22 protein-coding genes are annotated in these 19,371 nt (G+C 73.5%); 9 read left to right on the forward strand and 13 right to left on the reverse strand.

Going from position 1 to position 19,371, the window contains the following annotated elements:
- The first annotated feature begins 2 nt into the window (after positions 1–2).
- From Q7T52_RS02315 to bioD, 6 genes are all read left to right on the forward strand, one after another.
- A complete protein-coding gene (locus Q7T52_RS02315) occupies positions 3–284 on the forward strand; it encodes a DUF2087 domain-containing protein (protein WP_304799116.1) in 282 nt (93 codons plus the stop codon).
- Positions 274–873, forward strand: coding sequence for a pentapeptide repeat-containing protein (locus Q7T52_RS02320; RefSeq protein ID WP_304799117.1), 600 nt, complete (start codon positions 274–276; stop codon positions 871–873). The genes Q7T52_RS02315 and Q7T52_RS02320 overlap by 11 nt, the downstream gene beginning before the upstream one ends.
- Positions 874–973: 100 nt before the next feature.
- The gene (gene bioB / locus Q7T52_RS02325) at positions 974–2,041 is read left to right on the forward strand and encodes a biotin synthase BioB (RefSeq protein WP_304799118.1); all 1,068 of its coding nucleotides are present in this window, start codon (positions 974–976) and stop codon (positions 2,039–2,041) included.
- Positions 2,042–2,059: 18 nt separating this feature from the next.
- Complete coding sequence (locus tag Q7T52_RS02330) at positions 2,060–3,319, forward strand: adenosylmethionine--8-amino-7-oxononanoate transaminase (RefSeq protein ID WP_304799119.1); 1,260 nt, start codon at positions 2,060–2,062, stop codon at positions 3,317–3,319.
- Complete coding sequence (locus Q7T52_RS02335; protein ID WP_304799120.1) at positions 3,319–4,440, forward strand: 8-amino-7-oxononanoate synthase; 1,122 nt, start codon at positions 3,319–3,321, stop codon at positions 4,438–4,440. The genes Q7T52_RS02330 and Q7T52_RS02335 overlap by 1 nt, the downstream gene beginning before the upstream one ends.
- The gene (gene bioD / locus Q7T52_RS02340; RefSeq protein ID WP_304799122.1) at positions 4,437–5,102 is read left to right on the forward strand and encodes a dethiobiotin synthase; all 666 of its coding nucleotides are present in this window, start codon (positions 4,437–4,439) and stop codon (positions 5,100–5,102) included. The genes Q7T52_RS02335 and bioD overlap by 4 nt, the downstream gene beginning before the upstream one ends.
- On the opposite strand, the gene Q7T52_RS02345 is transcribed toward bioD, so the two are convergent.
- The 5 genes from Q7T52_RS02345 to Q7T52_RS02365 all read right to left on the reverse strand — a co-directional run bounded on the left by Q7T52_RS02345 (position 5,099) and on the right by Q7T52_RS02365 (position 10,208).
- Entirely contained in the window at positions 5,099–6,643 is a 1,545-nt protein-coding gene (locus Q7T52_RS02345; protein ID WP_304799124.1) for an amino acid permease, read from the reverse strand. The genes bioD and Q7T52_RS02345 overlap by 4 nt on opposite strands.
- 30 nt (positions 6,644–6,673) lie before the next feature.
- A complete protein-coding gene (gene eutC / locus Q7T52_RS02350) occupies positions 6,674–7,438 on the reverse strand; it encodes an ethanolamine ammonia-lyase subunit EutC (protein ID WP_304799125.1) in 765 nt (254 codons plus the stop codon).
- The gene (locus tag Q7T52_RS02355; RefSeq protein ID WP_304799127.1) at positions 7,435–8,841 is read right to left on the reverse strand and encodes an ethanolamine ammonia-lyase subunit EutB; all 1,407 of its coding nucleotides are present in this window, start codon (positions 8,839–8,841) and stop codon (positions 7,435–7,437) included. The genes eutC and Q7T52_RS02355 overlap by 4 nt, the downstream gene beginning before the upstream one ends.
- A gap of 198 nt (positions 8,842–9,039) precedes the next feature.
- On the reverse strand, positions 9,040–9,423 hold the full coding sequence (locus tag Q7T52_RS02360) for a glyoxalase/bleomycin resistance/extradiol dioxygenase family protein (RefSeq protein WP_304799128.1): 384 nt from the start codon (positions 9,421–9,423) through the stop codon (positions 9,040–9,042).
- On the reverse strand, positions 9,423–10,208 hold the full coding sequence (locus Q7T52_RS02365) for a MerR family transcriptional regulator (protein ID WP_304799129.1): 786 nt from the start codon (positions 10,206–10,208) through the stop codon (positions 9,423–9,425). Before Q7T52_RS02365 ends, Q7T52_RS02360 begins: the two co-directional genes overlap by 1 nt.
- Before the next feature lie 66 nt (positions 10,209–10,274).
- On the opposite strand from Q7T52_RS02365, the gene Q7T52_RS02370 reads away from it, so the two are divergent.
- Positions 10,275–10,580 carry a hypothetical protein gene (locus tag Q7T52_RS02370; protein ID WP_304799130.1) on the forward strand — a complete coding sequence of 102 codons (306 nt, stop codon included), beginning with the start codon at positions 10,275–10,277 and terminating at the stop codon, positions 10,578–10,580.
- Between the two features lie 7 nt (positions 10,581–10,587).
- On the opposite strand, the gene Q7T52_RS02375 is transcribed toward Q7T52_RS02370, so the two are convergent.
- The 4 genes from Q7T52_RS02375 to Q7T52_RS02390 form a co-directional block, all read right to left on the reverse strand.
- Positions 10,588–11,103, reverse strand: coding sequence for a GNAT family N-acetyltransferase (locus tag Q7T52_RS02375; RefSeq protein ID WP_304799131.1), 516 nt, complete (start codon positions 11,101–11,103; stop codon positions 10,588–10,590).
- A complete protein-coding gene (locus Q7T52_RS02380; protein WP_304799132.1) occupies positions 11,097–12,533 on the reverse strand; it encodes an amidase in 1,437 nt (478 codons plus the stop codon). The genes Q7T52_RS02375 and Q7T52_RS02380 overlap by 7 nt, the downstream gene beginning before the upstream one ends.
- Before the next feature lie 39 nt (positions 12,534–12,572).
- Complete coding sequence (locus tag Q7T52_RS02385) at positions 12,573–13,121, reverse strand: NAD(P)H-dependent oxidoreductase (protein ID WP_304799134.1); 549 nt, start codon at positions 13,119–13,121, stop codon at positions 12,573–12,575.
- A gap of 64 nt (positions 13,122–13,185) precedes the next feature.
- Complete coding sequence (locus Q7T52_RS02390; RefSeq protein ID WP_304799135.1) at positions 13,186–13,707, reverse strand: hypothetical protein; 522 nt, start codon at positions 13,705–13,707, stop codon at positions 13,186–13,188.
- Positions 13,708–13,843: 136 nt separating this feature from the next.
- On the opposite strand from Q7T52_RS02390, the gene Q7T52_RS02395 reads away from it, so the two are divergent.
- Positions 13,844–14,440, forward strand: coding sequence for a TetR/AcrR family transcriptional regulator (locus Q7T52_RS02395; protein WP_304799136.1), 597 nt, complete (start codon positions 13,844–13,846; stop codon positions 14,438–14,440).
- Here the strand turns inward: Q7T52_RS02395 and Q7T52_RS02400 are convergent.
- Positions 14,437–14,964 carry a hypothetical protein gene (locus tag Q7T52_RS02400; RefSeq protein WP_304799137.1) on the reverse strand — a complete coding sequence of 176 codons (528 nt, stop codon included), beginning with the start codon at positions 14,962–14,964 and terminating at the stop codon, positions 14,437–14,439. The genes Q7T52_RS02395 and Q7T52_RS02400 overlap by 4 nt on opposite strands.
- A 16-nt stretch (positions 14,965–14,980) precedes the next feature.
- On the reverse strand, positions 14,981–16,576 hold the full coding sequence (cimA, locus tag Q7T52_RS02405) for a citramalate synthase (RefSeq protein ID WP_304799138.1): 1,596 nt from the start codon (positions 16,574–16,576) through the stop codon (positions 14,981–14,983).
- 211 nt (positions 16,577–16,787) lie between these two features.
- On the opposite strand from cimA, the gene Q7T52_RS02410 reads away from it, so the two are divergent.
- Complete coding sequence (locus tag Q7T52_RS02410) at positions 16,788–17,417, forward strand: TetR/AcrR family transcriptional regulator (RefSeq protein ID WP_304799139.1); 630 nt, start codon at positions 16,788–16,790, stop codon at positions 17,415–17,417.
- Here Q7T52_RS02410 and Q7T52_RS02415 read toward each other — a convergent pair.
- Complete coding sequence (locus Q7T52_RS02415; protein ID WP_304799141.1) at positions 17,406–18,083, reverse strand: response regulator transcription factor; 678 nt, start codon at positions 18,081–18,083, stop codon at positions 17,406–17,408. The two genes, Q7T52_RS02410 and Q7T52_RS02415, sit on opposite strands and share 12 nt — an antisense overlap.
- A complete protein-coding gene (locus Q7T52_RS02420) occupies positions 18,080–19,159 on the reverse strand; it encodes a sensor histidine kinase (RefSeq protein ID WP_304799142.1) in 1,080 nt (359 codons plus the stop codon). Before Q7T52_RS02420 ends, Q7T52_RS02415 begins: the two co-directional genes overlap by 4 nt.
- Positions 19,160–19,371 lie beyond the last annotated feature (212 nt).

A 19,371-nucleotide genomic window follows, 5' to 3' on the forward strand; every position in this document is an offset into this window, starting at 1 on the left:
GCATGGACGACGGGACGACGATCGAGAGCCGGTTCTTCGGGCCCGACGGGCGGCTGACGCGCATCCCGCGCAAGCGGGCCAAGCAGCTCGTCGTCCTCGACCGGCTCGTCCAGGAGTTCGAGCTCGGCCGCACCTACCCCGAGGCCGAGGTGGTCGCGATCCTCACCCGCTTCCACGACGACCACGCCGCCCTGCGGCGCTACCTGGTCGAGGAGCAGTTCCTCACCCGCGAGGACAGCGTCTACTGGCGCTCAGGCGGGACGGTGCACCTCGATGACGTCTGAGGTCACGCGCTTCTCCGGCGACGACTGGTACGGCGACGATCTCGGCGACGTGCGCCACGTCGGCGTGACGTTCGTCGACGTCGACCTCACCGAGGTCACGACCCGCGGGGCGACGTTCGAGGGGTGCGTGTTCCGGGCGTGCCGCTTCAACGCCTCGACCCACGTCCACTCGGCGTTCGTCGCCTGCACCTTCGACGGCGTCAACTTCTTCGACGCGACCTTCGAGGGCTGCAAGCTGACCGGCTCGGTCTTCACCCGCTGCACGACACGCCCCATGAAGGTCGTCGACGGCGTGTGGCGCGGCGTCACCGCACGCGGCGCGGACCTGGGTCGCCTCGACCTCGCCGGCTGCGACCTGCGCGAGGCCGACCTGTCCCTGGCCAGGCTGACCGGGACCGTGCTCCGTGGCGCCCGGCTCGACGGCGCCGTGCTGCGCGAGGCCGACCTCACCGACGCCGACCTGCGCGGAGCCGTGCTGGGTGGCGCCGACCTGACCGGGGCCGTCCTGCGCGGAGCCCGGATCGACCTGGCCGGCGCGGTCGCGCTGGCGGAGCAGACGGGCGCCGTCGTCGACGTCGAGGCGGGGTGAGCGCGCTCGGGAGAGGGGGCCACGTGGCCCCCTCTGCCGAGGGCACCCGACCCGTGGACCCGTGACCGGCCGGACGCGGCGGCTCGGCATACTGAGGGCCATGACCACGACGTCCTTCGACCAGCTGGCCAGCTCGATCCTCGACGGGAAGCCGGCCACCGAGGACGACGCACTCGCGGTGCTGCGCGCCCACGACGACGAGCTGCTCGACGTCGTCGCGGCCGCCGGACGGCTGCGACGCCACTTCTTCGGCAACACGGTCAAGGTCAACTACCTGGTCAACCTCAAGTCGGGCCTGTGCGCCGAGAACTGCAACTACTGCTCGCAGTCGCTGGGCTCCCAGGCCGACATCCTCAAGTACAAGTGGCTGCAGACCGACGAGGCCCTCGAGGCCGCCGCGGCCGGCCTCAAGGGCGGCGCCACCCGCGTCTGCATGGTCTCCTCGGGCCGCGGCCCGACCAATAAGGACATCGACCGGGTCACCGACATGGTCGGCGCGATCAAGTCCGAGCACCCCGACGTCGAGGTGTGCGCGTGCCTGGGGCTGCTCAAGGACGGCCAGGCCGAGCGGCTCCGTGACGCCGGCGTCGACGCCTACAACCACAACATCAACACCGCCGAGTCCCACCACGAGACGATCGTGCAGACCCACACCTACGCCGACCGCGTCGACACCGTCGGCAAGGTCAAGCAGGCCGGCATGTCGCCGTGCAGCGGCCTGATCGCCGGGCTCGGCGAGACCGACGAGCAGCTCGTCGAGGCGCTCTTCGCGCTGCGCGAGCTCGAGTCCGACTCGATCCCGGTCAACTTCCTGATGCCCTTCGACGGCACCCCCTACGAGAACACCTGGGAGCTCGACCCCACCCGCTGCGTCAAGATCCTGGCGATGGCGCGGTTCGTCTGCCCCGACCGCGAGGTGCGCATCGCCGGCGGCCGCGAGATGCACCTGCGCTCCCTGCAGGGCCTGGCGCTCCACGTGGCCAACTCGCTCTTCCTGGGCGACTACCTGACCTCCGAGGGCCAGGCCGCCGAGGCCGACCTCGAGCTCATCCGCGACAACGGCTTCGTCGTGCTGGGTGCCGCGCCCGAGGCGATCGACGCCCCGGCCGAGCGCGACCCGGCCAAGCGGCGTCGTGGCGCCGGCACGACGGTCGCCCCCAATGCCTGACCTGGGCCCCGCCTGACCGTGGTTGCCTCCCCCGCCGACCGCCTGCTCGCCTTCGACCGCGAGCACGTCTGGCACCCCTACACGTCGATGACCGACCCGACGCCGGTCCGGATGGTGACCGGTGCGAGCGGCGTACGGCTGCGTCTCGACGACGGCACCGAGCTCGTCGACGGGATGTCGTCGTGGTGGGCGGCGGTCCACGGCTACGGCCGGCCCGAGCTCGACGACGCGGTCCGGTCGGTCGACCTGGCCCACGTGATGTTCGGCGGCCTGACCAACGCCCCGGCGGTGCGCCTGGCCGAGCGGCTGGTGGGCCTGGCGCCGACCGGTCTCGAGCGGGTGTTCCTCGCCGACTCCGGCTCGGTCTCGGTGGAGGTCGCGCTCAAGATGGCCTGGCAGTGGCAGCGTGGACGCGGCCGGCCGGAGCGCACCCGGATGCTGACGGTGCGCGGCGGCTACCACGGCGACACGTTCGGCGCGATGAGCGTCTGCGACCCCGACGGCGGGATGCACGCGATGTGGGCCGGGGTGCTGCCGGAGCAGGTGTTCGCGCCGCGCCCGCCCGCCCTCGGCGGTGACGTCGAGGGCTGGACGGCTGCGTTCCGCGAGCTCGCCGCCCGGCACCGCGACGAGGTCGCCGCGGTCATCGTCGAGCCGGTGCTGCAGGGCGCCGGCGGCATGTGGGTCTACGACCCCGCGTGCCTGCGGGTCATGCGCGAGGTGGCCGACGAGCACGGCTTCCTGCTGGTGCTCGACGAGATCGCCACGGGCTTCGGCCGCACGGGCGAGCTCTGGGGCGCCGACCACGCCGGCGTCGTGCCCGACGTCATGTGCGTCGGCAAGGCCCTGTCGGGCGGCTACCTCACCCTGGCGGCGGCGCTGTGCACCGACGAGGTCGCGCGCGGCATCTCCGCCTCCGACTCGGGCGTGCTGATGCACGGCCCGACCTTCATGGGCAACGCCCTCGCATGCACGGTGGCGCTTGCCTCGCTCGACCTCCTCGTCGCCGACGACTGGGCCGCCCAGGTCGGCCGTGTCAACGCGCGGCTGGTCGCGGGGCTGGCCGGGCTGCCGGGCACCCGGACCCTCGGGGCCGTCGGCGTCGTCCAGCTCGACCACCCGGTCGACGTGGCGAAGGCGACTGCGGCCGCCGCCGAAGAGGGCGTCTGGCTGCGCCCCTTCCGCGACCTGATCTACACGATGCCGCCCTACGTCGCGGCCGACGCCGACGTCGACCAGATCTGCCGCGCGGTCGTCCGCGCCGCCGAGGTCGCCTGATGGGCTGGCCGGAGTGGCTCGCCGAGCAGGCGGCGACGCGCGAGTCGTCCGCACTGGTGCGGGTCCTGCGTCCCCGTGGGGCGGACGACCCGACCATCGACCTGGCCGGCAACGACTACCTCGGCCTGGCCCGCGACCCCCGGGTCGTCGCCGGGGCCGTCGAGGCCGCCCAGCGGTGGGGTGGCGGCGCCGGCGCCTCGCGCCTGGTCACCGGGTCGCTCGGCCTGCACGCCGACCTCGAGCGCGAGCTCGCCGACTACCTCGGGCAGCCCGCGGCGCTCGTCTTCTCGACCGGCTACCACGCCAACCTCGGCATCGTCTCCGCGCTGGCCGACCGCGACACCCTCGTCGTCTCCGACGCCCACGTGCACGCCTCGCTCATCGACGCGGTCCGACTCGCGCGCGCGGACGTCACGGTGGTTCCGCACGACGACGTCGAGGCCGTACGCCGGACGCTCGCCACCGCTGGCGACCGGCGGGCGATGGTGCTGGTCGAGTCGGTCTACTCCGTGCTCGGCGACGCAGCCTCCTTGGTCCCCCTCGCCGAGGCGTGTGAGGAGAGCGGCGCTCTCCTCGTGGTCGACGAGGCGCACGGGGTGGGCGTGCACGGCCCCGGACTGGTCGCCCTGTCCGGTCTCGCGGGACTCCCCCACGTGGTGGTGACGGCGACGTTGTCCAAGTCGCTCGGCTCCCAGGGCGGTGCGGTGCTGGGCTCGCAGAGCGTGATCGACCACCTGGTCAACCGTGCGCGACCGTTCATCTTCGACACCGGGCTGGCGCCGGCAGCCGCGGGCGCGGCCCTGGCCGCGCTGCGGGTGCTCCGCGACTCCCCCGAGCTCACCGAGCGCGTCCAGCGGCGGATCTGCGACCTAGCCGCTGCACTCGGTGTCGACCCGAGCGTCGGAGCGGTGCTCTCGGTCCCCATGCCGACGCCTTCCGTGGCGGTCACGGCGCAGGCCGCCGCGCTCGCGCAGGGCGTACGGGTCGGGTGCTTCCGGCCACCGTCGGTGCCCGACGGCATCTCGCGGCTCCGGGTCACCGTCAACGCGGGGCTCTCCGAGCACGACTGGGACCGCGCGGTCGACGTGCTCGTCGCGGTCGTCAAGGAGCACGCTCCGTGACTCGTGTCGTCGTGGTGACGGGGACCAACACCGACGTCGGCAAGACGATCGTGACCGCGGCGATCGCTGCCACGGTCGACGGGCGTGTGCTCGTCGTGAAGCCCGCTCAGACCGGCGTCTCCGGCAGCGACCCGGGGGACGCCGACGTGGTCGCCCGGCTGACCGGCGTCGACGTCGAGACCTGGACGGTGCTCGACGAGCCGCTGGCCCCCGAGACCGCGGCCCGGCGAGCGGGGGTCGTGCTCCCGACCGTCGCCGAGCACGCGGCCCACGTGCGCGCGGTCGCGGCGTCGTACGACGTCGTGGTGGTGGAGGGTGCCGGTGGTCTGCTGGTGCGCCTCGACAGCCACGGCGGCACCCTCCTCGACCTGGCCACCGAGCTCGCGACCACCCACGACGTCGAGGTGGTCGTCGTGTGCGCGGCGGCCCTCGGCACGCTCAACGTCGCCGAGCTCACCGTCGGTGCGCTACGGGCCCGCGGGCTCGAGCCTTCCGGGGTCGTCATCGGCTCGTGGCCGACCGAGCCCGGGCTCGCCGAGACCTGCAACCGCGAGGACCTGCCGCGGGTGACCGGCCTGCCCCTGCTCGGCGTCGTGCCCGCCGGGGCCGGGTCGCTGCCCCCCGCGGAGTTCGCGGCGGCAGCGACCGGCTGGTTCGCCTAGCCGTCGGCCGGGTCGGCGTGCGGCGTCGAGTCGAGCCCGCCGCTCATGGCGTACTCCTCCTCCGGCGAGAGCACGAGGCGGTGCCGGATGTAGAAGGCGAAGAGCAGCAGCCCGACGGCGTAGATGATCGCGATCGCGATGACGGCGTCGCGGTAGGCCGGGTTGAGCAGCACCCCGACGAAGGTCAGCGCCGCGATGAGGCCCGCGACGACCGCGCCCGGCACGCCCACCGGTGAGAGGTAGGGGCGCTTGGCGGCGGGGTACCTGCTCTTGAGGATGACGTAGGACGCCATCTGCAACATGTAGGCCAGCACCGCGCCCCACACGGCGATGTTGAGCACGATGGCCTGGGCGCTGTCGCCCACGACGTCGACCACGACCAGGGCGACGAACCCGATCACCGCACCGGCGACCAGGGCCACCCACGGCGTCTGGCGGGCGCCGGTGAGCGAGAGGAAGCGGGGGTAGTAGCCGGCACGCGAGAGCGAGTACATGTTGCGGCCGTAGGCGAACATGATCCCCTGCAGCGAGGCGAGCAGCCCGATCAGCGCGAAGAGCGAGAGCACCGCCGCCCAGTCGTCGGAGAGGAACGCCCGGAAGCCCGCCAGCAGCGGCTCGTCGGCAGCGCCGGGCGACTCCAGGCCGATCAGGGCCGAGCCGGTCACCGCCGGGTTGAGCACGAAGACGACGGCACCACAGGCGACCAGCGTGACGAGGCCCCAGAACCCGGCCTTGGGGATGTCGCGCTCGGGGTCGTGCGCCTCCTCGGCGGCCAGGGGCAGCTCCTCGATGCCGAGGAAGAACCACATGGCGAATGGCAGGGCGTAGAGCACGCCCTCCCAGCCGAACGGGAGGAAGTCGGAGCCGCCGGCCTCGGGCTCGATGTCGAACAGGCTGCCCAGGTCGACCGCACCGTTGGCGAGGGCCAGCACGGCGAAGAGCGCCAGGATGGCGATCGAGATGATCGCGACGGCGATGGCGATCTTGAACGGCGCCTCACCGCCGAGGCTGTTGAGGGCGACGAAGACGGCGTACAACGCCAGCCACCAGACCCACATGTGGTCGGAGAGGTCGAGCCCGAACAGCTCGTCGGTCACGGCGTTGGCGTAGCCGGCGGAGAAGAGCACGACGACGCCGGTCGTGAAGACGTACTCGATCGTCTCGGCGAGCCCGGTGACGAACCCGCCCCACGGGCCCATCGCGGCGCGCGCGAACGAGTAGGCACCGCCGGTGTGCGGCATGGCCGCCGACATCTCGCCGATCGAGAACAGCATGCCGAAGTACATGACCACGATCAGCCCGAAGCCGATCAGCAGCCCGCCCCAGCCGCCCTCGCCCAGGCCATAGCTCCAGCCGGAGAAGTCGCCGGAGATGACCGCGGCGACGCCGATGCCCCACAGGCCCCAGAAGCCCGTGGTGCGGCGCAGCTGGCGCTTGTCGAAGTAGCCGTCCTCGGCCTTGCTGTACGTCGCCCCCGGCTTGCGTGCGGGGGTGGTGCCCGTGCCCGTCGCGGGGGCCGGGCGGTCGCTCGTGCTCGTCATGCCCCGGACGCTAGGGACCCTGACGACGCGTCAGTCGATCCCCGGCGTTTCGCTTCGGTGAACAGCCGCCGCGCCGGCGTCTTTCAGCCGGACGCCGGACTCCCCCAGCTCGCGCGCGCCGGTGACGAGCCGCAGCAGGACGTCGGCGGCGTCGTCGTAGCCCAGGCCGTCGGGCGGGTGGACGTTGGAGATGCAGTTGCGCTCGGAGTCGCGCCGTCCCGGCCGGGGGTCGTGGGTGAGGTAGAGCCCCAGGCTGGAGGCGACCGAGAGTCCGGGCCGCTCGCCGATGACCACGACCAGGGTCGCGACGCCGAGGTGCCGGCCGACGTGGTCACCGAGGCCGACGCGGGCCTGCTCGGCGAGCACGACCGGCGCCAGGCCCAGGCCCGCCTCGCCGAGCCGCGGCAGCAGCGCCTCGACCAGCGGCAGGGCGTGGTCGTCGAGCGCACGGGCCGAGAGCCCGTCGGCGAGCAGCAGCCCGACGTCGTGGGTGCCGGGGGCGGCGGACGGGAGGTGGTCGAGGGTCTCGGGGCTGCGGCCCAGGTCGGGCCGACGCAGGTAGGTCGCCCGGTCCTCGGCCCGGCTCCGCACCCGGTGGACCTCGAGGCCGAGCGCGGCGAGCCCGGACTCCAGCCGCTCGGCGTCGTGGGGCAGGTGGACGGCGTCGCGCGCCTCGGCGTGGGCGGAGCGCAGCTCGAGGACGTCGCGGGTCGGCAGCGCGTCGCCCGCGCGACCGAGGCCGATCCGGGCCTGCGTGGTCGCGCGCAGCGGGGACCAGAAGTCGGGCGTGCTCACCGGACCAGCTCCTTGAGCAAGGTCGCGCCGACGTCGACGGCCGGCACGCGACCGGCGTCGTCGAGGAGGCCGATCCCGCTCAACCAGGCCTCGAACTCGGGCGCGGGCCGCAGCCCGAGCGTGTGCCGCACCGCGAGCACGTCGTGGAACGAGAGGCTCTGGTAGCCGAGCATCACGTCGTCGGCGCCCGGCACCGTGATGACGAACCCGACCCCGGCGGCCGCGAGCAGCGTCAGCAGGGTGTCCATGTCGTCGGCGTCCGCCTCGGCGTGGTTGGTGTAGCAGACGTCGACGCCCATCGGGACACCGAGCACCTTGCCGCAGAAGTGGTCCTCGAGGCCGGCGCGGACGATCTGCTTGCCGTCGTAGAGGTACTCCGGGCCGATGAAGCCGACCACCGTGTTGACCAGCAGCGGGTCGAAGGCCCGCGCGACGCCGTACGCCCGGGCCTCGAGGGTCTGCTGGTCGACCGGGTGGCCGCCGGTGCCGAGGTGGGCGTCGGCGGAGAGCGCCGAGCCCTGACCGGTCTCGAAGTACATGACGTTGTCGCCCACCGTGCCCCGGCCGAGGCCGCGGGCGGCGTCGCGGGCCGTGGCGAGGGTCGCGAGGTCGACGCCGAAGCCGGCGTTGGCGGCCTCGGTGCCCGCGATCGACTGGAAGACCAGGTCGACCGGGGAGCCCTGCTCCATCAGGTCGATCGTCGTCGTCACGTGGGCGAGGACGCAGGACTGGGTGGGGATCTCGTAGCGCTGGCGGACGTCGTCGAGCAACCGGAGCAGGTCAGCGGCGGCCCGCGGCGAGTCGGTGGCGGGGTTGATGCCGATGACGGCGTCACCGCAGCCGAGCAGCAGGCCGTCGAGGGTGCCGGCGGCGATCCCGCGGGGGTCGTCGGTCGGGTGGTTGGGCTGCAGGCGGGTGGCGAGCGTGCCGCGACGCCCGACCGTGCTCCGGAACGCGGTGACCACCTCGCAGGCGCGGGCGACCGAGATCAGGTCGGCGTTGCGCATCAGCTTGCTCACCGCCGCCGCCATCTCGGGGGTGAGTCCGGGCGCGAGCGCCGCGAGGGTGCTCGTCGCGTCGGGCGTCGCCGTCACCGCGAGCAGGTGGTCGCGCAGCCCGCCCACCGTCAGGTGCGCGACCGGCGCGAACGCCTCGGCGTCGTGGCTGTCGACGATCAGCCGGGTGACCTCGTCGCTCTCGTAGGGGACGACCGGCGTCTCGAGGATCGTGCGGAGCTCGACGTCGGCCAGCGCCCACTGCGCGGCCGCCCGCTCCCGGTCGGTCTCCGCCGCGCACCCGGCCAGCTCGTCGCCGCTGCGCAGCGGCGTGGCCTTGGCCAGCAGGTCGACCAGGTCGCGGAACGCGTACGTCGTCCCGGCCACGGTCTGGTGGTAGGTCGTCACGCTGCTGACGCTAGCCCCGGTGCGTCACCGCCACGTTTCGGACGACGCGCTCCTCGCACCACGACGACACGGTGGCTGAGGTGCGAGGAGCCCCCGGCGCCTCGCACCCGACGACGACACGGTGGCTGAGGTGCGAGGAGCCCCGGCGACGAGCCTCGAAGCCCCCGCAGCCGACATACCCGCCCGACCACCGGGTGGTCACGCCGGCGTGTTGAGGAACCACCGGTGCCCGAACGGGTCGGTGAAGACCGCCACCCGTCCGGCGGGCGGGCTGTCCTCGGGACCCCGCGCCATCGGCACCCCGGCGGCGACGACCCGGGCGGCCAGCGCGTCGACGTCGTCGACGGCGAGGTGCAGGGTGACGCACGCGCCGCGGTCGGGGGCGGGCGCCGCGACCCCGGCCGAGTCGAACTCGTCCGACATCATCCAGCGGGCGCCGCCGACGGCGAGCTCGACGTGCCCGACTCGCCCGTCGTCCATGAGGACCGGGTCGTAGGTCACCTCGGCGCCGAGCGCGGCGACGTACCAGTCGATGGCGGCACGGGCGTCGGCCACGCAGAGGTAGGGGGTCAGCTCGGACATCACTGCTCCTGGGGGTCGGGGATCGGGGTGTGGAAGGACCAGAGGTGGCCCTCGGGGTCGCGGGCGCTGTACTCCCGCACGCCGTAGGGCTGGTCGACCGGCGGGTAGTCGATGACGGTGCCGGCCGCGGCGACGCGCTCGTGGTGGGCGTCAACGTCGTCGACGAGGACCGCGAACGACGCGGTGAGGTTGCCGTCGGTCGCCAGCGGCGAGAGCAGCCGGTGCTCGGGGGTCTCGCGGTGCAGCCAGACCACGCCGTCGCCCACGTGGAGCTCGCCGTGGACGGCCCCGCCGCAGTCGTCGGCGTAGGTCAGCGGGCCGGCGCCGAACCCGAACACCTCGACCAGCCAGGCGTGCGCGGCGGCGACGTCGCGACAGACGAGCAGCGCGATGCGGCGGGTCGGCGCCAGCTCGTCGCCGGCCAGGCCGGAGAGCAGGTCGAGCAGCGCCTCGTCGCCGGGAGGGGTGCCGCCGAGCAGCCGGTCCTCGACGGCGCGGACGCGCTCCCGCTGACGGACGAGCTCGCCGAGACGGGTGTCGAGGTCGGCGAGGTGACGGCGGGTGAGGGCGGCCAGGTCGGAGGCGTCGGGGTCGACGTCGGCGACCGGGGTGCCGAGCTCGCGGAGCAGGCGGATCCGGTAGAGGCGGTCGAGCGTGTGGCCGTCGTAGAGGCGCCGGCCGGCGGCGTCGCGCGCCGGGTCGAGCAGGCCGAGCTCCTCGTAGTAGCGCAGGGTGCGCTCGGTGAGGCCGGTCCGCCGCGCGACGGCGCCGATCGTGAGGTCCATGGGGCGACGCTAGGACCTCACGTCACGTGAGGAGCAAGGCCTGGTGCCTCGACCTAGACTCGAGGTGTGACCGCCACCCTGGAGCCGATGACCGCGAGCGAGGTCTACTCGCTGGGTCTCGAGCCCAAGCGCCGTGCGCGGTGGGGCCGGGTCGTGGCCGGTGCGCTCGACCTCTGGTGCGCGACGACGGGCGGCCGGTTCGAGCTGACCGGCGAGGGTGTCGTCGTCGTGCGCCGGCGCAGCGACGACGTGGCCGAGCTGCGCGTGCCGACCGGTGGGGCCGAGGCCGCGGCGACGCTGCTCGGGGTCGTGCGCGACCAGCTCGACACCATGGCGCCCGACGAGTTCCGGGCGGCGTGGGGCCTCGACTGACCTGGCGTCACCAGACGTCGCCGTCGCGCCAGTCACACGCGATCGGGGCGTCGAGGTCGAGGCCGGTGCCGCCGAGGACGTAGATGGCGCCGTCCTCCTCGGGCGTGGGCTGCAGCCCCTCGGGCGAGACGACGGCTGACGGGCCGCGCCAGAGCTCCCAGCCGCGGGCCTCGTAGAACGGGACGCCGGCGGTCGACGAGCTGAGGGCCAGCAGGTCGTAGCCCGGGGCGAGGGTCTCGAGGTCGGCCATGACGCGCGAGCCGAAGCCCTGGCGGCAGTGGGCCGGGTGCACGGCGACGGCCTCGACGTAGCCGGAGCTCAACGACCGGCCGTCGACCAGCAGCCGTCGTTGCACCAGGGCCCCGTGGGCGACGACCTGGTCGCCCTCGTCGCGGACCAGGACGTGCAGGCCGCCGAGGGCGTGGGACCAGTCGTGGTCGGTGAAGTCGTCGAAGGCGGTGTCCATCAGGTCGCGGACCTGCCTGAGGTCGTCGGCGGTCAGGTGGGCGGTCGGGGTCACCATCCGGGTGGTCTCCTGTCGTGCCAGGGGGCGGCGGCCTCGACCTGGGCTGCGAGGGCGAGCAGGCCCGCCTCGCCGGCCTGCCGCCCGGCCAGCATCACACCGACCGGGAGCGGGGTGGGGCCCTGGGTCCAGTGGAGGGGCAGCGAGATCGCCGGGAGACCGGTGACGTTCCACGCCGAGGTCCAGGGCGTGAAGGCCTTCTGGTTCTCGAAGTCGCGGGCGGGGTCGGCGTCGTCGCGGAGCGCGCCGACCGGGAGCGGGACCCGCGCGAGCGTGGGGGTGAGCACGGCGTCGTACGCCGCCAGCGCAGCGATCGCCGCGGCCGCGTGGCGGCGCATCGCGCCGATGGCGAGCCCGAACTCGGGTGCCGTCACGGCGTGGCCGCGGTCCGCGAGCCACCGCGTGAGGGGGCGCAGGAGGTGCTGACGCTCGGGCGGCACGGGGCTGAGGGCGGTGAGGACCGACCAGCAGGTCTCGAAGACCGGCACCGCCTCGGGCGGCAGCGGGACCGGGACGTCGACGACCTCGTGACCCAGGGTCTCGAGCAGCCGGGAGGCGTCCTCGTAGGCCGTGACCACCTCGTCGTCCACCGGGGTCCCGACGCCCGACCCGGAACTGTCGGTGGCGGGTGCTGAGATCACCGGCGTGATGAACCGCGCGATCCGGAGCCGCCCCGGGTCCCGGTCGCACGCAGCGAGGAACGACTCCGAAGGAGGTGGGGCCCACGACGGATCCCCGACCCGATGACCGGCCATGACGTCGAGCAGCGCCGCTGCATCCCTGACGGTGCGCGCGATGGAGCCGGCAGTCGCCAGTCCTACTGGATCCCCGTACGCGGGGAAGCCGCTGATCCGCCCCCGTGAGGGCTTGAGGCCGACGAGGCCGCAGCACGAGGCCGGGATCCGGATGGAGCCGCCGCCGTCCGAGCCCTGGGCCGCGGGCACGATCCCGGCGGCCACCGCTGCGGCTGCCCCGCCGGAGCTGCCACCCGCCATCCGGGTCCGGTCCCACGGCGTGACCGCCGCGGGAGCGCCCTCGGGCTCGGTGTAGCAGGGCGAGCCCAGCTCAGGGGTGCTCGTCTTGCCGAGCATCGGCAGGCCCGCGGCCTCGAGCGAGAGGACCACGCCGTCCGACACGTCGGGCACGAAGTCGGCGAACGCCGCCGACCCGAACCGGGTCGGGACGCCCGCCGTGAGGTTGAGGTCCTTGACGGCCGTCGGCACGCCGTGGAGCGGGCCGGCAGGGTCGCGTGTGTCGGCCGCCCGGGCCTGCGCGCGGGCGACCTCGGGCGTGAGCACGACGAACGCGCCGACGTCGTCGAGACGTGCGGCGCGTTCGAGGTAGTGCTCGGTCAGCTCGAGCGAAGAGACCTCGCCGCGGGCGACGAGGGCGCCCTGCTCGAGCGCCGTCAGGTCGTGCAGGTCCGCCACCCTGGCGACCCTAGACCGGGTCGCCGGGCAGCAGGTCGGTCAGGCCGCGACGGGCTCGAACGCGACGAGCGCGCGGATCACGCCGTGGAAGCGCTCGAGCACCTCGGTGTCGGTGAGCGGGTCGACCTCGAGGATCGACTGCGAGACCACGCCGCCGTCGATCGCGATGGCGCCCGCGACACCGGCCGAGCGGACGGCGTCCTCGTGGGCCCACTTGCCGCCGTAGGGGGTGGGGGTGGTGCCGATGACGCCGACCGGCTTGCCGACGAGGGCACCGGCGCCGTAGGGGCGGGAGAGCCAGTCGATGGCGTTGTTAAGGACGGCCGGCATGGTGCCGTTGTACTCGGGGGTGACGAGGAGGACGGCGCTCGCGCTGCCGACCTGGTCGCGCAGGGCGACCGCGGCGGCGGGCGTGGCGGTGGCGTCGAGGGTCTCCTCGTAGAACGGGACGTCGGCGAGGCCGTCGACGATGAACAGCTCGACGCCCTCGGGCGCCTGGTCGCGGAGCAGCTCGGCGACCTTGCGGTTGGTGGAGTCGGTGCGGAGGCTTCCGACGAGGACGGCGACGCGGGTCTGGGTGGTGGTCATGACGAGCCAAACGGACCGCGGTCCGCTTGTATTCCCACTCCGTCCGACGTTCTGGCAACCGAGGTCAGGCAGGGGGACGTTGTCCGATCTTCTGCGACCAGACCGTGGAGCACTTGCTGACCGACTTCTCCGAACAGATCTGGAGACGCCAGTAGCCGTCCCGCGGCGAACCGGCGGCTTGGTGGCCGATCCCGCGGTCGAAGGTCTTCTCCCGCTTGTTGCCGCAGACCTCGTACCACGCATTGCCACCGTAGTCGTTGGAGATCCGGCCGTAAGCGCACTTGTTGTTCGCCAGCGTGTCCTTGACGGTGAAGATGAGCCTGCCCTCCTCCGAGACCCGTCCCCCGGCGTACCACCAGTAGGCGCTGCCTTCGATCCTCGCGCCCGAGTATTGGTGGGTGTAGCGGCAGACGCGCTGCACACCCACGTCCCGCTCGTAGTTCTTGCATGTCGTCGTCGCTGCGGCCGGGGACGCAGAGCCAACGACCAGCATCGCGCCGCCGAGCGTCATGGCGATCACGAACGCGATCAGGCGGCTTGGACGCGAGGCGAAAGTGGCGGGGTCGCGCACGGGACAGATTTCCATGACAGAGCCCTTCGATGATGTTCGGTGTTGGGCGATCACCCGGGGGATCGATACCCACGACCCTGGCGTCTCAACCTGATGACGCGACCAGGGTCGTCGGACCCCGACGCTGCCCCACCCTGGCTAGGCTCGCTTCATGGACGGGATCCGGCTGCTGCCGCTCGCCGGGGAGCCCCCGGCCGAGCGGTCGGACGCCGCCCGCAACCGCGAGGCGCTGCTGCGCGCCGCGGCCGAGCTGATCGACCACTGCAGCGTCGAGAACGTGACGATGGATGCCGTGGCCCAGCGCGCCGGGGTCGGCAAGGGCACGGTGTTCCGGCGGTTCGAGAGCCGCGAGGGCCTCATGGCCGCGCTGCTCGACCACTCCGAGACCGCGTGGCAGGCCAGCGTCATCTCCGGCCCCCCGCCGCTCGGGCCGGGGGCGCCGCCGCTGGAGCGCCTGCACGCCTTCGGCCGCTCCCGCATCGAGATCACCCTCACCTCGGCCGCGTTGATCCGCGCTGCCGGGCAGGCCGGCAGCCGGGCCTACGCGGCGGCGGCATTCACCGCGATGCACGTGCGCTACCTGCTCAGCCAGCTCGGCGTCCACGGCGACCTCGGCTACCTCGCGACGGCGTTGCTGGCGCCGCTCGAGATCCCCATCCTCGAGCAGCAGCTCGGGCTCGAGGGACGCTCGGTCGACGAGGTGCAGGCCGGGTGGGAGGACCTCGTCCGCCGGGTCGTGGCGCTCTAGCCGTCCGATCCGGAGCCAGGACCCGACAGCCACTCCTCGAGCTCGCCGGGCGAACGGAACCGGTGGGTGCGCAGGTGGGGGCGGACCGCCGTACGCCGCGCGAGGAGGTGCCGCCGCTCGTCGAAGGTGGTCACCGCGTGCCAGAAGGGGTGGCCGGTCGAGAGCCAGTCGCGCCACCGCTCGCGGTTGCCGCCGAAGACCGGGGCTCGCGACCACGACCGACGCAGCGAGCGGCGGAGCAGCCGCGGCAGCACGACCCGCCGCGGGTAGTCGAGCCAGACCACGGTGTCGGCGCGGGCCCAGAGCTGCTCGCGCACCTCGGGGTAGCCCCAGGAGTCGAAGACCCAGGCGTCGGTGGCGACGATCCGTTCGACCTCGGGCACGAACCCCGACCGCGTCGACCACCCGGGACCGATCGCGAGGACGTCCATCTCGTGGAAGGGCAGCGCGTGCTGCGCGGCGATCCGGCGCGCCGCGGTCGTCTTGCCGGCCCCCGACATGGCGACGACGAGGACCCTGCGCATCGTCGGGCCGGTGATGTCAGTCCTCGTGGTGGCGGCGCAGGCCGTAGGTGAGGCCGTCGAGCAGGGCCTCCCACGAGGCCTCGATGACGTTGTGGCCGACGCCGACCGTGACCCACGACGACGCGCCGTCGGAGGTCTCGATGAGCACACGGGTGATCGCGTCGGTGCCGTGGCCCTGGTCGAGGATGCGGACCTTGTAGTCGACGAGGTCGAACTTCGCGACCTCGGGGAAGGCCTGGACGATGGCGGTGCGCAGCGCGGAGTCCAGGGCGTTGACGGGACCGTTGCCCTCGCCGGTGACGACGTAGCGCACGCCCTCGGCGGTGAGCTTGACCGTCGCCTCGGAGACGGCCTCGTCGGCGACGCCCCGGTTGGCGAGGGTCTCGGTGATGACGCGCCACGACTCGACGTCGACGTAGGCCGGCCTGCGGCCCTCGACCTCCTCGACGAGCATCAGCTCGAAGGAGGCGTCGGCCGCCTCGAAGGTGTAGCCGCGCTGCTCCATCTCCTTGACCCGCGCGGTCACCCGGGTGACGAGCTCGCGGTCGCCGGACAGGTCGAAGCCGAGCTCGCGGCCCTTGAGCTCGATCGTCGCCCGGCCGGCCATGTCGGAGACGAGGAGGCGCATGTCGTTGCCGACGCCGACCGGGTCCATGTGCTGGTAGAGGTTGGGGTCGACCTTGATGGCGCTGGCGTGCAAGCCGGCCTTGTGGGCGAACGCCGACGTGCCGACGTAGGGCTGGCGCGAGGCCGGCGCGAAGTTGGTGACGTCGGCGACGGCGTGGGCGATCCGGGTCGACTCGGCGAGCAGCCCCTCCGGCAGCACCTCGCGCTCGAGCTTGAGCTCGAGGTTGGCGACCACCGTGATGAGGTCGGCGTTGCCGGTGCGCTCGCCGTCGCCGTTGATGCAGCCCTGCACGTGGGTGGCACCGGCGTCGACGGCGGCCAGGGTGTTGGCGACCGCGCAGCCGGTGTCGTTGTGGCAGTGGATGCCGACGCGGACACCGGTCGTCTCGATCACGTCGTGGACGACGTCGGAGACCCACGGCGGGAGCATGCCGCCGTTGGTGTCGCACAGCGCGATGACGTCGGCGCCGGCGTCGTACGCCGTCCGCAGCACCTCGAGGGCGTAGTCGCGGTTGCGCCGGTAGCCGTCGAAGAAGTGCTCGGCGTCGAGGAAGACCTGCTGGCCCTCGGCCCGCAGGTGGCTGACGGTGTCACGGATCATCTCGAGGTTCTCCTCGAGCGTCGTGCGCAGCGCGAGCTCGACGTGCCGGTCGTGCGACTTGGCGACGAGCGTGACGACCCCGGCCCCGCTGTCGCGCAGGGCGGCGACCTGCGGGTCGTCGGCGGCGCGCACGCCGGCCTTGCGGGTCGCGCCGAACGCCGCGAGCTTGGCGTGGCGCAGGTCGAGCTCGTCGACCGCGCGCCGGAAGAACTCGGTGTCCTTGGGGTTGGCGCCCGGCCAGCCGCCCTCGATGTAGCCGACGCCGAGCCCGTCGAGCTGGCGCGCGATCGTCAGCTTGTCGGCGACGGAGAGGTTGAGCCCCTCCTGCTGCGCGCCGTCGCGCAGCGTCGTGTCGTAGACGTGGAAGGCGCCGTGCAGGTCCATCGGAGTGCTCTCTGGTCGGGTGCTGCTGTGTTCGGGCAACAAAAAACCTCCCGGGGTGACGGGAGGTGGCGCACCGAGCGGGGCTCGGTGCGCTAGCGAATGATGATCGTGCGGTGCTGCATGCCGACCATCGTGCCACGTCGCGGCCAGCGACGGCAGACGTTCCACGGGCGGTTGAGCGTTCGCTCAACTCCCGGCGTACCGTGACGACGTGACCGACACCCGCCAGCGCCTGCTCGAGGCCACCGCCGAGACCCTGCGCCAGGACGGCATCGCGGGCGTCTCGGCGCGCACCGTGGCGGCCCGGGCCGAGGTCAACCAGGCGCTGGTCTTCTACCACTTCGGCACCATGCCCGAGCTGATCCAGGCGGCGACGCGGGCGGCGGTCGACGAGAACGTCGACTACTACCGCGAGCAGTTCGCCCACATCGGCTCGCTCGCCGAGCTGCTCGAGGCCGGGCGCGAGCTCCACGACCGCGAGCGCGAGACCGGCAACGTCGCGGTGATGGCCCAGCTGATGGCCGGCGCCCAGCAGGACCTGCTGCTCGCCGAGGCGGCGCGCTACGCGATGGCCCGCTGGTGCGAGCAGATCGAGGCCGTGGTCCGCCGGCTGATGACCGGCAGCCCGCTCGCCGAGGTCGTCGACCCGGCCGGGCTGGCGCAGATGATCAGCGCGGTCTTCATCGGCCTCGAGCTCTATGACGGCGTCGACCCGGTGGGCTCGCGCGCGGCGCTCGACGCCGTGGAACGTCTCGTCGTGCTCGTCGACGTCGTCGAGGACCTCGGCCCGGTCGCGAGCCGGGCGCTGCGCTCCAGGCTGCGCAAGGCCTCAGCGCGGTGACACCACGCCGTGGTCGAACGCGAAGACCACGGCCGCCGCCCGGTCGCGCAGCCCGAGCTTGGCGAACACGTGCCCGACGTGGGTCTTGACGGTCCCCTCCCCCAGCACCAGCCGTGCGGCGATCTCGCCGTTGCTGAGGCCGGTGCCGATCAGCGCGAGCACCTCGCGCTCGCGCGCGGTCAGCACGTCGAGCGCGGCCGGGTCGCCGGTGGCGACCGAGCCAGGAGCCCCGTCGCGGTAGGCGGTGAGCACCCGCCGGGTCACGGCCGGGTCGAGCCACGAGCCGCCGTCCGCCACCTGGCGGACCGCGCGCTGGAGGTCCTCGGCGGGCACGCCCTTGAGCAGGAACCCGTCGGCACCGGCCCGCAGCGCCCCGGCCAGCACCTCCTCGTCCTCGAACGTCGTGAGCACGAGCACCGGCGGCGGGTCGTCGAGGGCCGCGAGCCGGCGGGTCGCCTCGACGCCGTCGATGCCGGGCATCCGGACGTCCATCACCACGACGTCGGGTCGCAGCTCGCCGACCGCGGCGACCACGCCGGCCCCGTCGCCGAGCTCGCCGACGACGTCGAAGCCGTAGGAGGCGCGCAGGATGCCGCGCAGGCCGGCGCGGATCAGCTCCTGGTCGTCGACGAGGAGCACCCGGATGGTGGGTCCGTCGTAGGTCATGACGGCAGCACCGCCTCGACCCGCCAGCCGGCGTCGTGGGGTCCGGCGGTGAGCGCACCGCCGAGGGCCTCGGCCCGTTGCCGCATCCCGACCAGGCCGCTGCCCTCGCGGACCGGGGCGTGCGGCGTACCGGCGCTGTCGACGACGACGCGCGTACGGTCGCGCGCAACCTCGACGCGGGCCGCCGTGGCGGCACCCGGCGCGTGGCGGGCGGCGTTGGTGAGGGCCTCCTGGAGGATGCGGTAGACGGTCAGCCCCTCGGTGGCGGTGAGCGACGACGGGTCGCCGACGACGGTCCAGTCGACGGGAGCACCGGCCCGGTCGAACGAGGCGACCAGGTCGCCGAGCTGGGCGGCGCCGGGCAGCGGAGCGGTGTCGGCGGCGTCCTTCATCAGGCCGACCACGGCACGCACCTCGGCCAGGCTCTGCTGGGCGAGCCGCTCGGCCTCGGCGAGCGAGGCCGCAGCCTCGACAGGGTCCTCGTCGAGGGCGAGCCGGGCGCTGGTGACGTGGAGGAGCGAGACGGTGAGCGCGTGGCCGATGACGTCGTGCAGCTCGTGGGCGATCCGGTTGCGCTCCTCGGCGGCGGCCCGCTCGGCCAGCCCCGCCTGGGCCTCCTGGAGCGCGGCGAGCAGCTGGCGCTGGCGCCGCGCCATCACGCACGCCACGGCGGTGAAGACCGTGCCGAAGGTCCACGGCCCCCAGCCGGGCTCGGAGAGCTCGACGGCCCACTGGACCCCGAACCCGACCAACAGGACGCCGGTCAGCACCGCGGTGGGGACGACGTCCGCCACCAGGGCCACCCAGCCGGCGAGCACGCACATCGTGAACCACCCGATGTTGGCCGGCTGGCCCGCGCAGACGACGTAGACGGCACCGGCGGCCAGGCCGAGGCCGACCGCGGCCGGCCAACCGGAGAGCGGGCGCAGCGCGACGACCGCCGTCAACCCGACCCCGACGATCGCCGCGACCGCGCCCACCACGAGCGGGCGCGGCCCCATCGCCACGCCGACGGCGAGGAGCAGCGCGATGGCGGCCGGCGTCGACATGCGCAGCGTCCGCTCGAAGGGGGTCACGACGACCATTCTCCCCGCCCTCGCCCTGGGGCGCATCGGTCCGGGGGCAGAGGTCGGCCTCTCCCCCTGGTCAGACCGGCCTGCACCCACGGTGGTCGAGCCGCGGGGACGACGTCACCGCGCGTCGAGACCCCCGCAGGTGCACGTCAACCCGGGTACGCCGGCTGCGGGGATCTCGACACGGGCTCGCCGAGGGCTCGCCCCTAGACCAC

It is taken from the genome of Nocardioides sp., assembly GCF_030655615.1.
GTDB lineage: Bacteria > Actinomycetota > Actinomycetes > Propionibacteriales > Nocardioidaceae > Nocardioides.

Coding starts and splice junctions, on each gene's coding strand:
- Q7T52_RS02315 (WP_304799116.1), top strand. CDS start 3: ATGGACGACGGGACGACGATCGAGAGCCGGTTCTTCGGGCCCGACGGG.
- Q7T52_RS02320 (WP_304799117.1), top strand. CDS start 274: ATGACGTCTGAGGTCACGCGCTTCTCCGGCGACGACTGGTACGGCGAC.
- bioB (WP_304799118.1), top strand. CDS start 974: ATGACCACGACGTCCTTCGACCAGCTGGCCAGCTCGATCCTCGACGGG.
- Q7T52_RS02335 (WP_304799120.1), top strand. CDS start 3,319: ATGGGCTGGCCGGAGTGGCTCGCCGAGCAGGCGGCGACGCGCGAGTCG.
- Q7T52_RS02345 (WP_304799124.1), bottom strand. CDS start 6,643: ATGACGAGCACGAGCGACCGCCCGGCCCCCGCGACGGGCACGGGCACC.
- Q7T52_RS02360 (WP_304799128.1), bottom strand. CDS start 9,423: ATGTCCGAGCTGACCCCCTACCTCTGCGTGGCCGACGCCCGTGCCGCC.
- Q7T52_RS02365 (WP_304799129.1), bottom strand. CDS start 10,208: ATGGACCTCACGATCGGCGCCGTCGCGCGGCGGACCGGCCTCACCGAG.
- Q7T52_RS02375 (WP_304799131.1), bottom strand. CDS start 11,103: ATGGTGACCCCGACCGCCCACCTGACCGCCGACGACCTCAGGCAGGTC.
- Q7T52_RS02385 (WP_304799134.1), bottom strand. CDS start 13,121: ATGACCACCACCCAGACCCGCGTCGCCGTCCTCGTCGGAAGCCTCCGC.
- Q7T52_RS02390 (WP_304799135.1), bottom strand. CDS start 13,707: ATGGAAATCTGTCCCGTGCGCGACCCCGCCACTTTCGCCTCGCGTCCA.
- Q7T52_RS02395 (WP_304799136.1), top strand. CDS start 13,844: ATGGACGGGATCCGGCTGCTGCCGCTCGCCGGGGAGCCCCCGGCCGAG.
- Q7T52_RS02400 (WP_304799137.1), bottom strand. CDS start 14,964: ATGCGCAGGGTCCTCGTCGTCGCCATGTCGGGGGCCGGCAAGACGACC.
- cimA (WP_304799138.1), bottom strand. CDS start 16,576: ATGGACCTGCACGGCGCCTTCCACGTCTACGACACGACGCTGCGCGAC.
- Q7T52_RS02415 (WP_304799141.1), bottom strand. CDS start 18,083: ATGACCTACGACGGACCCACCATCCGGGTGCTCCTCGTCGACGACCAG.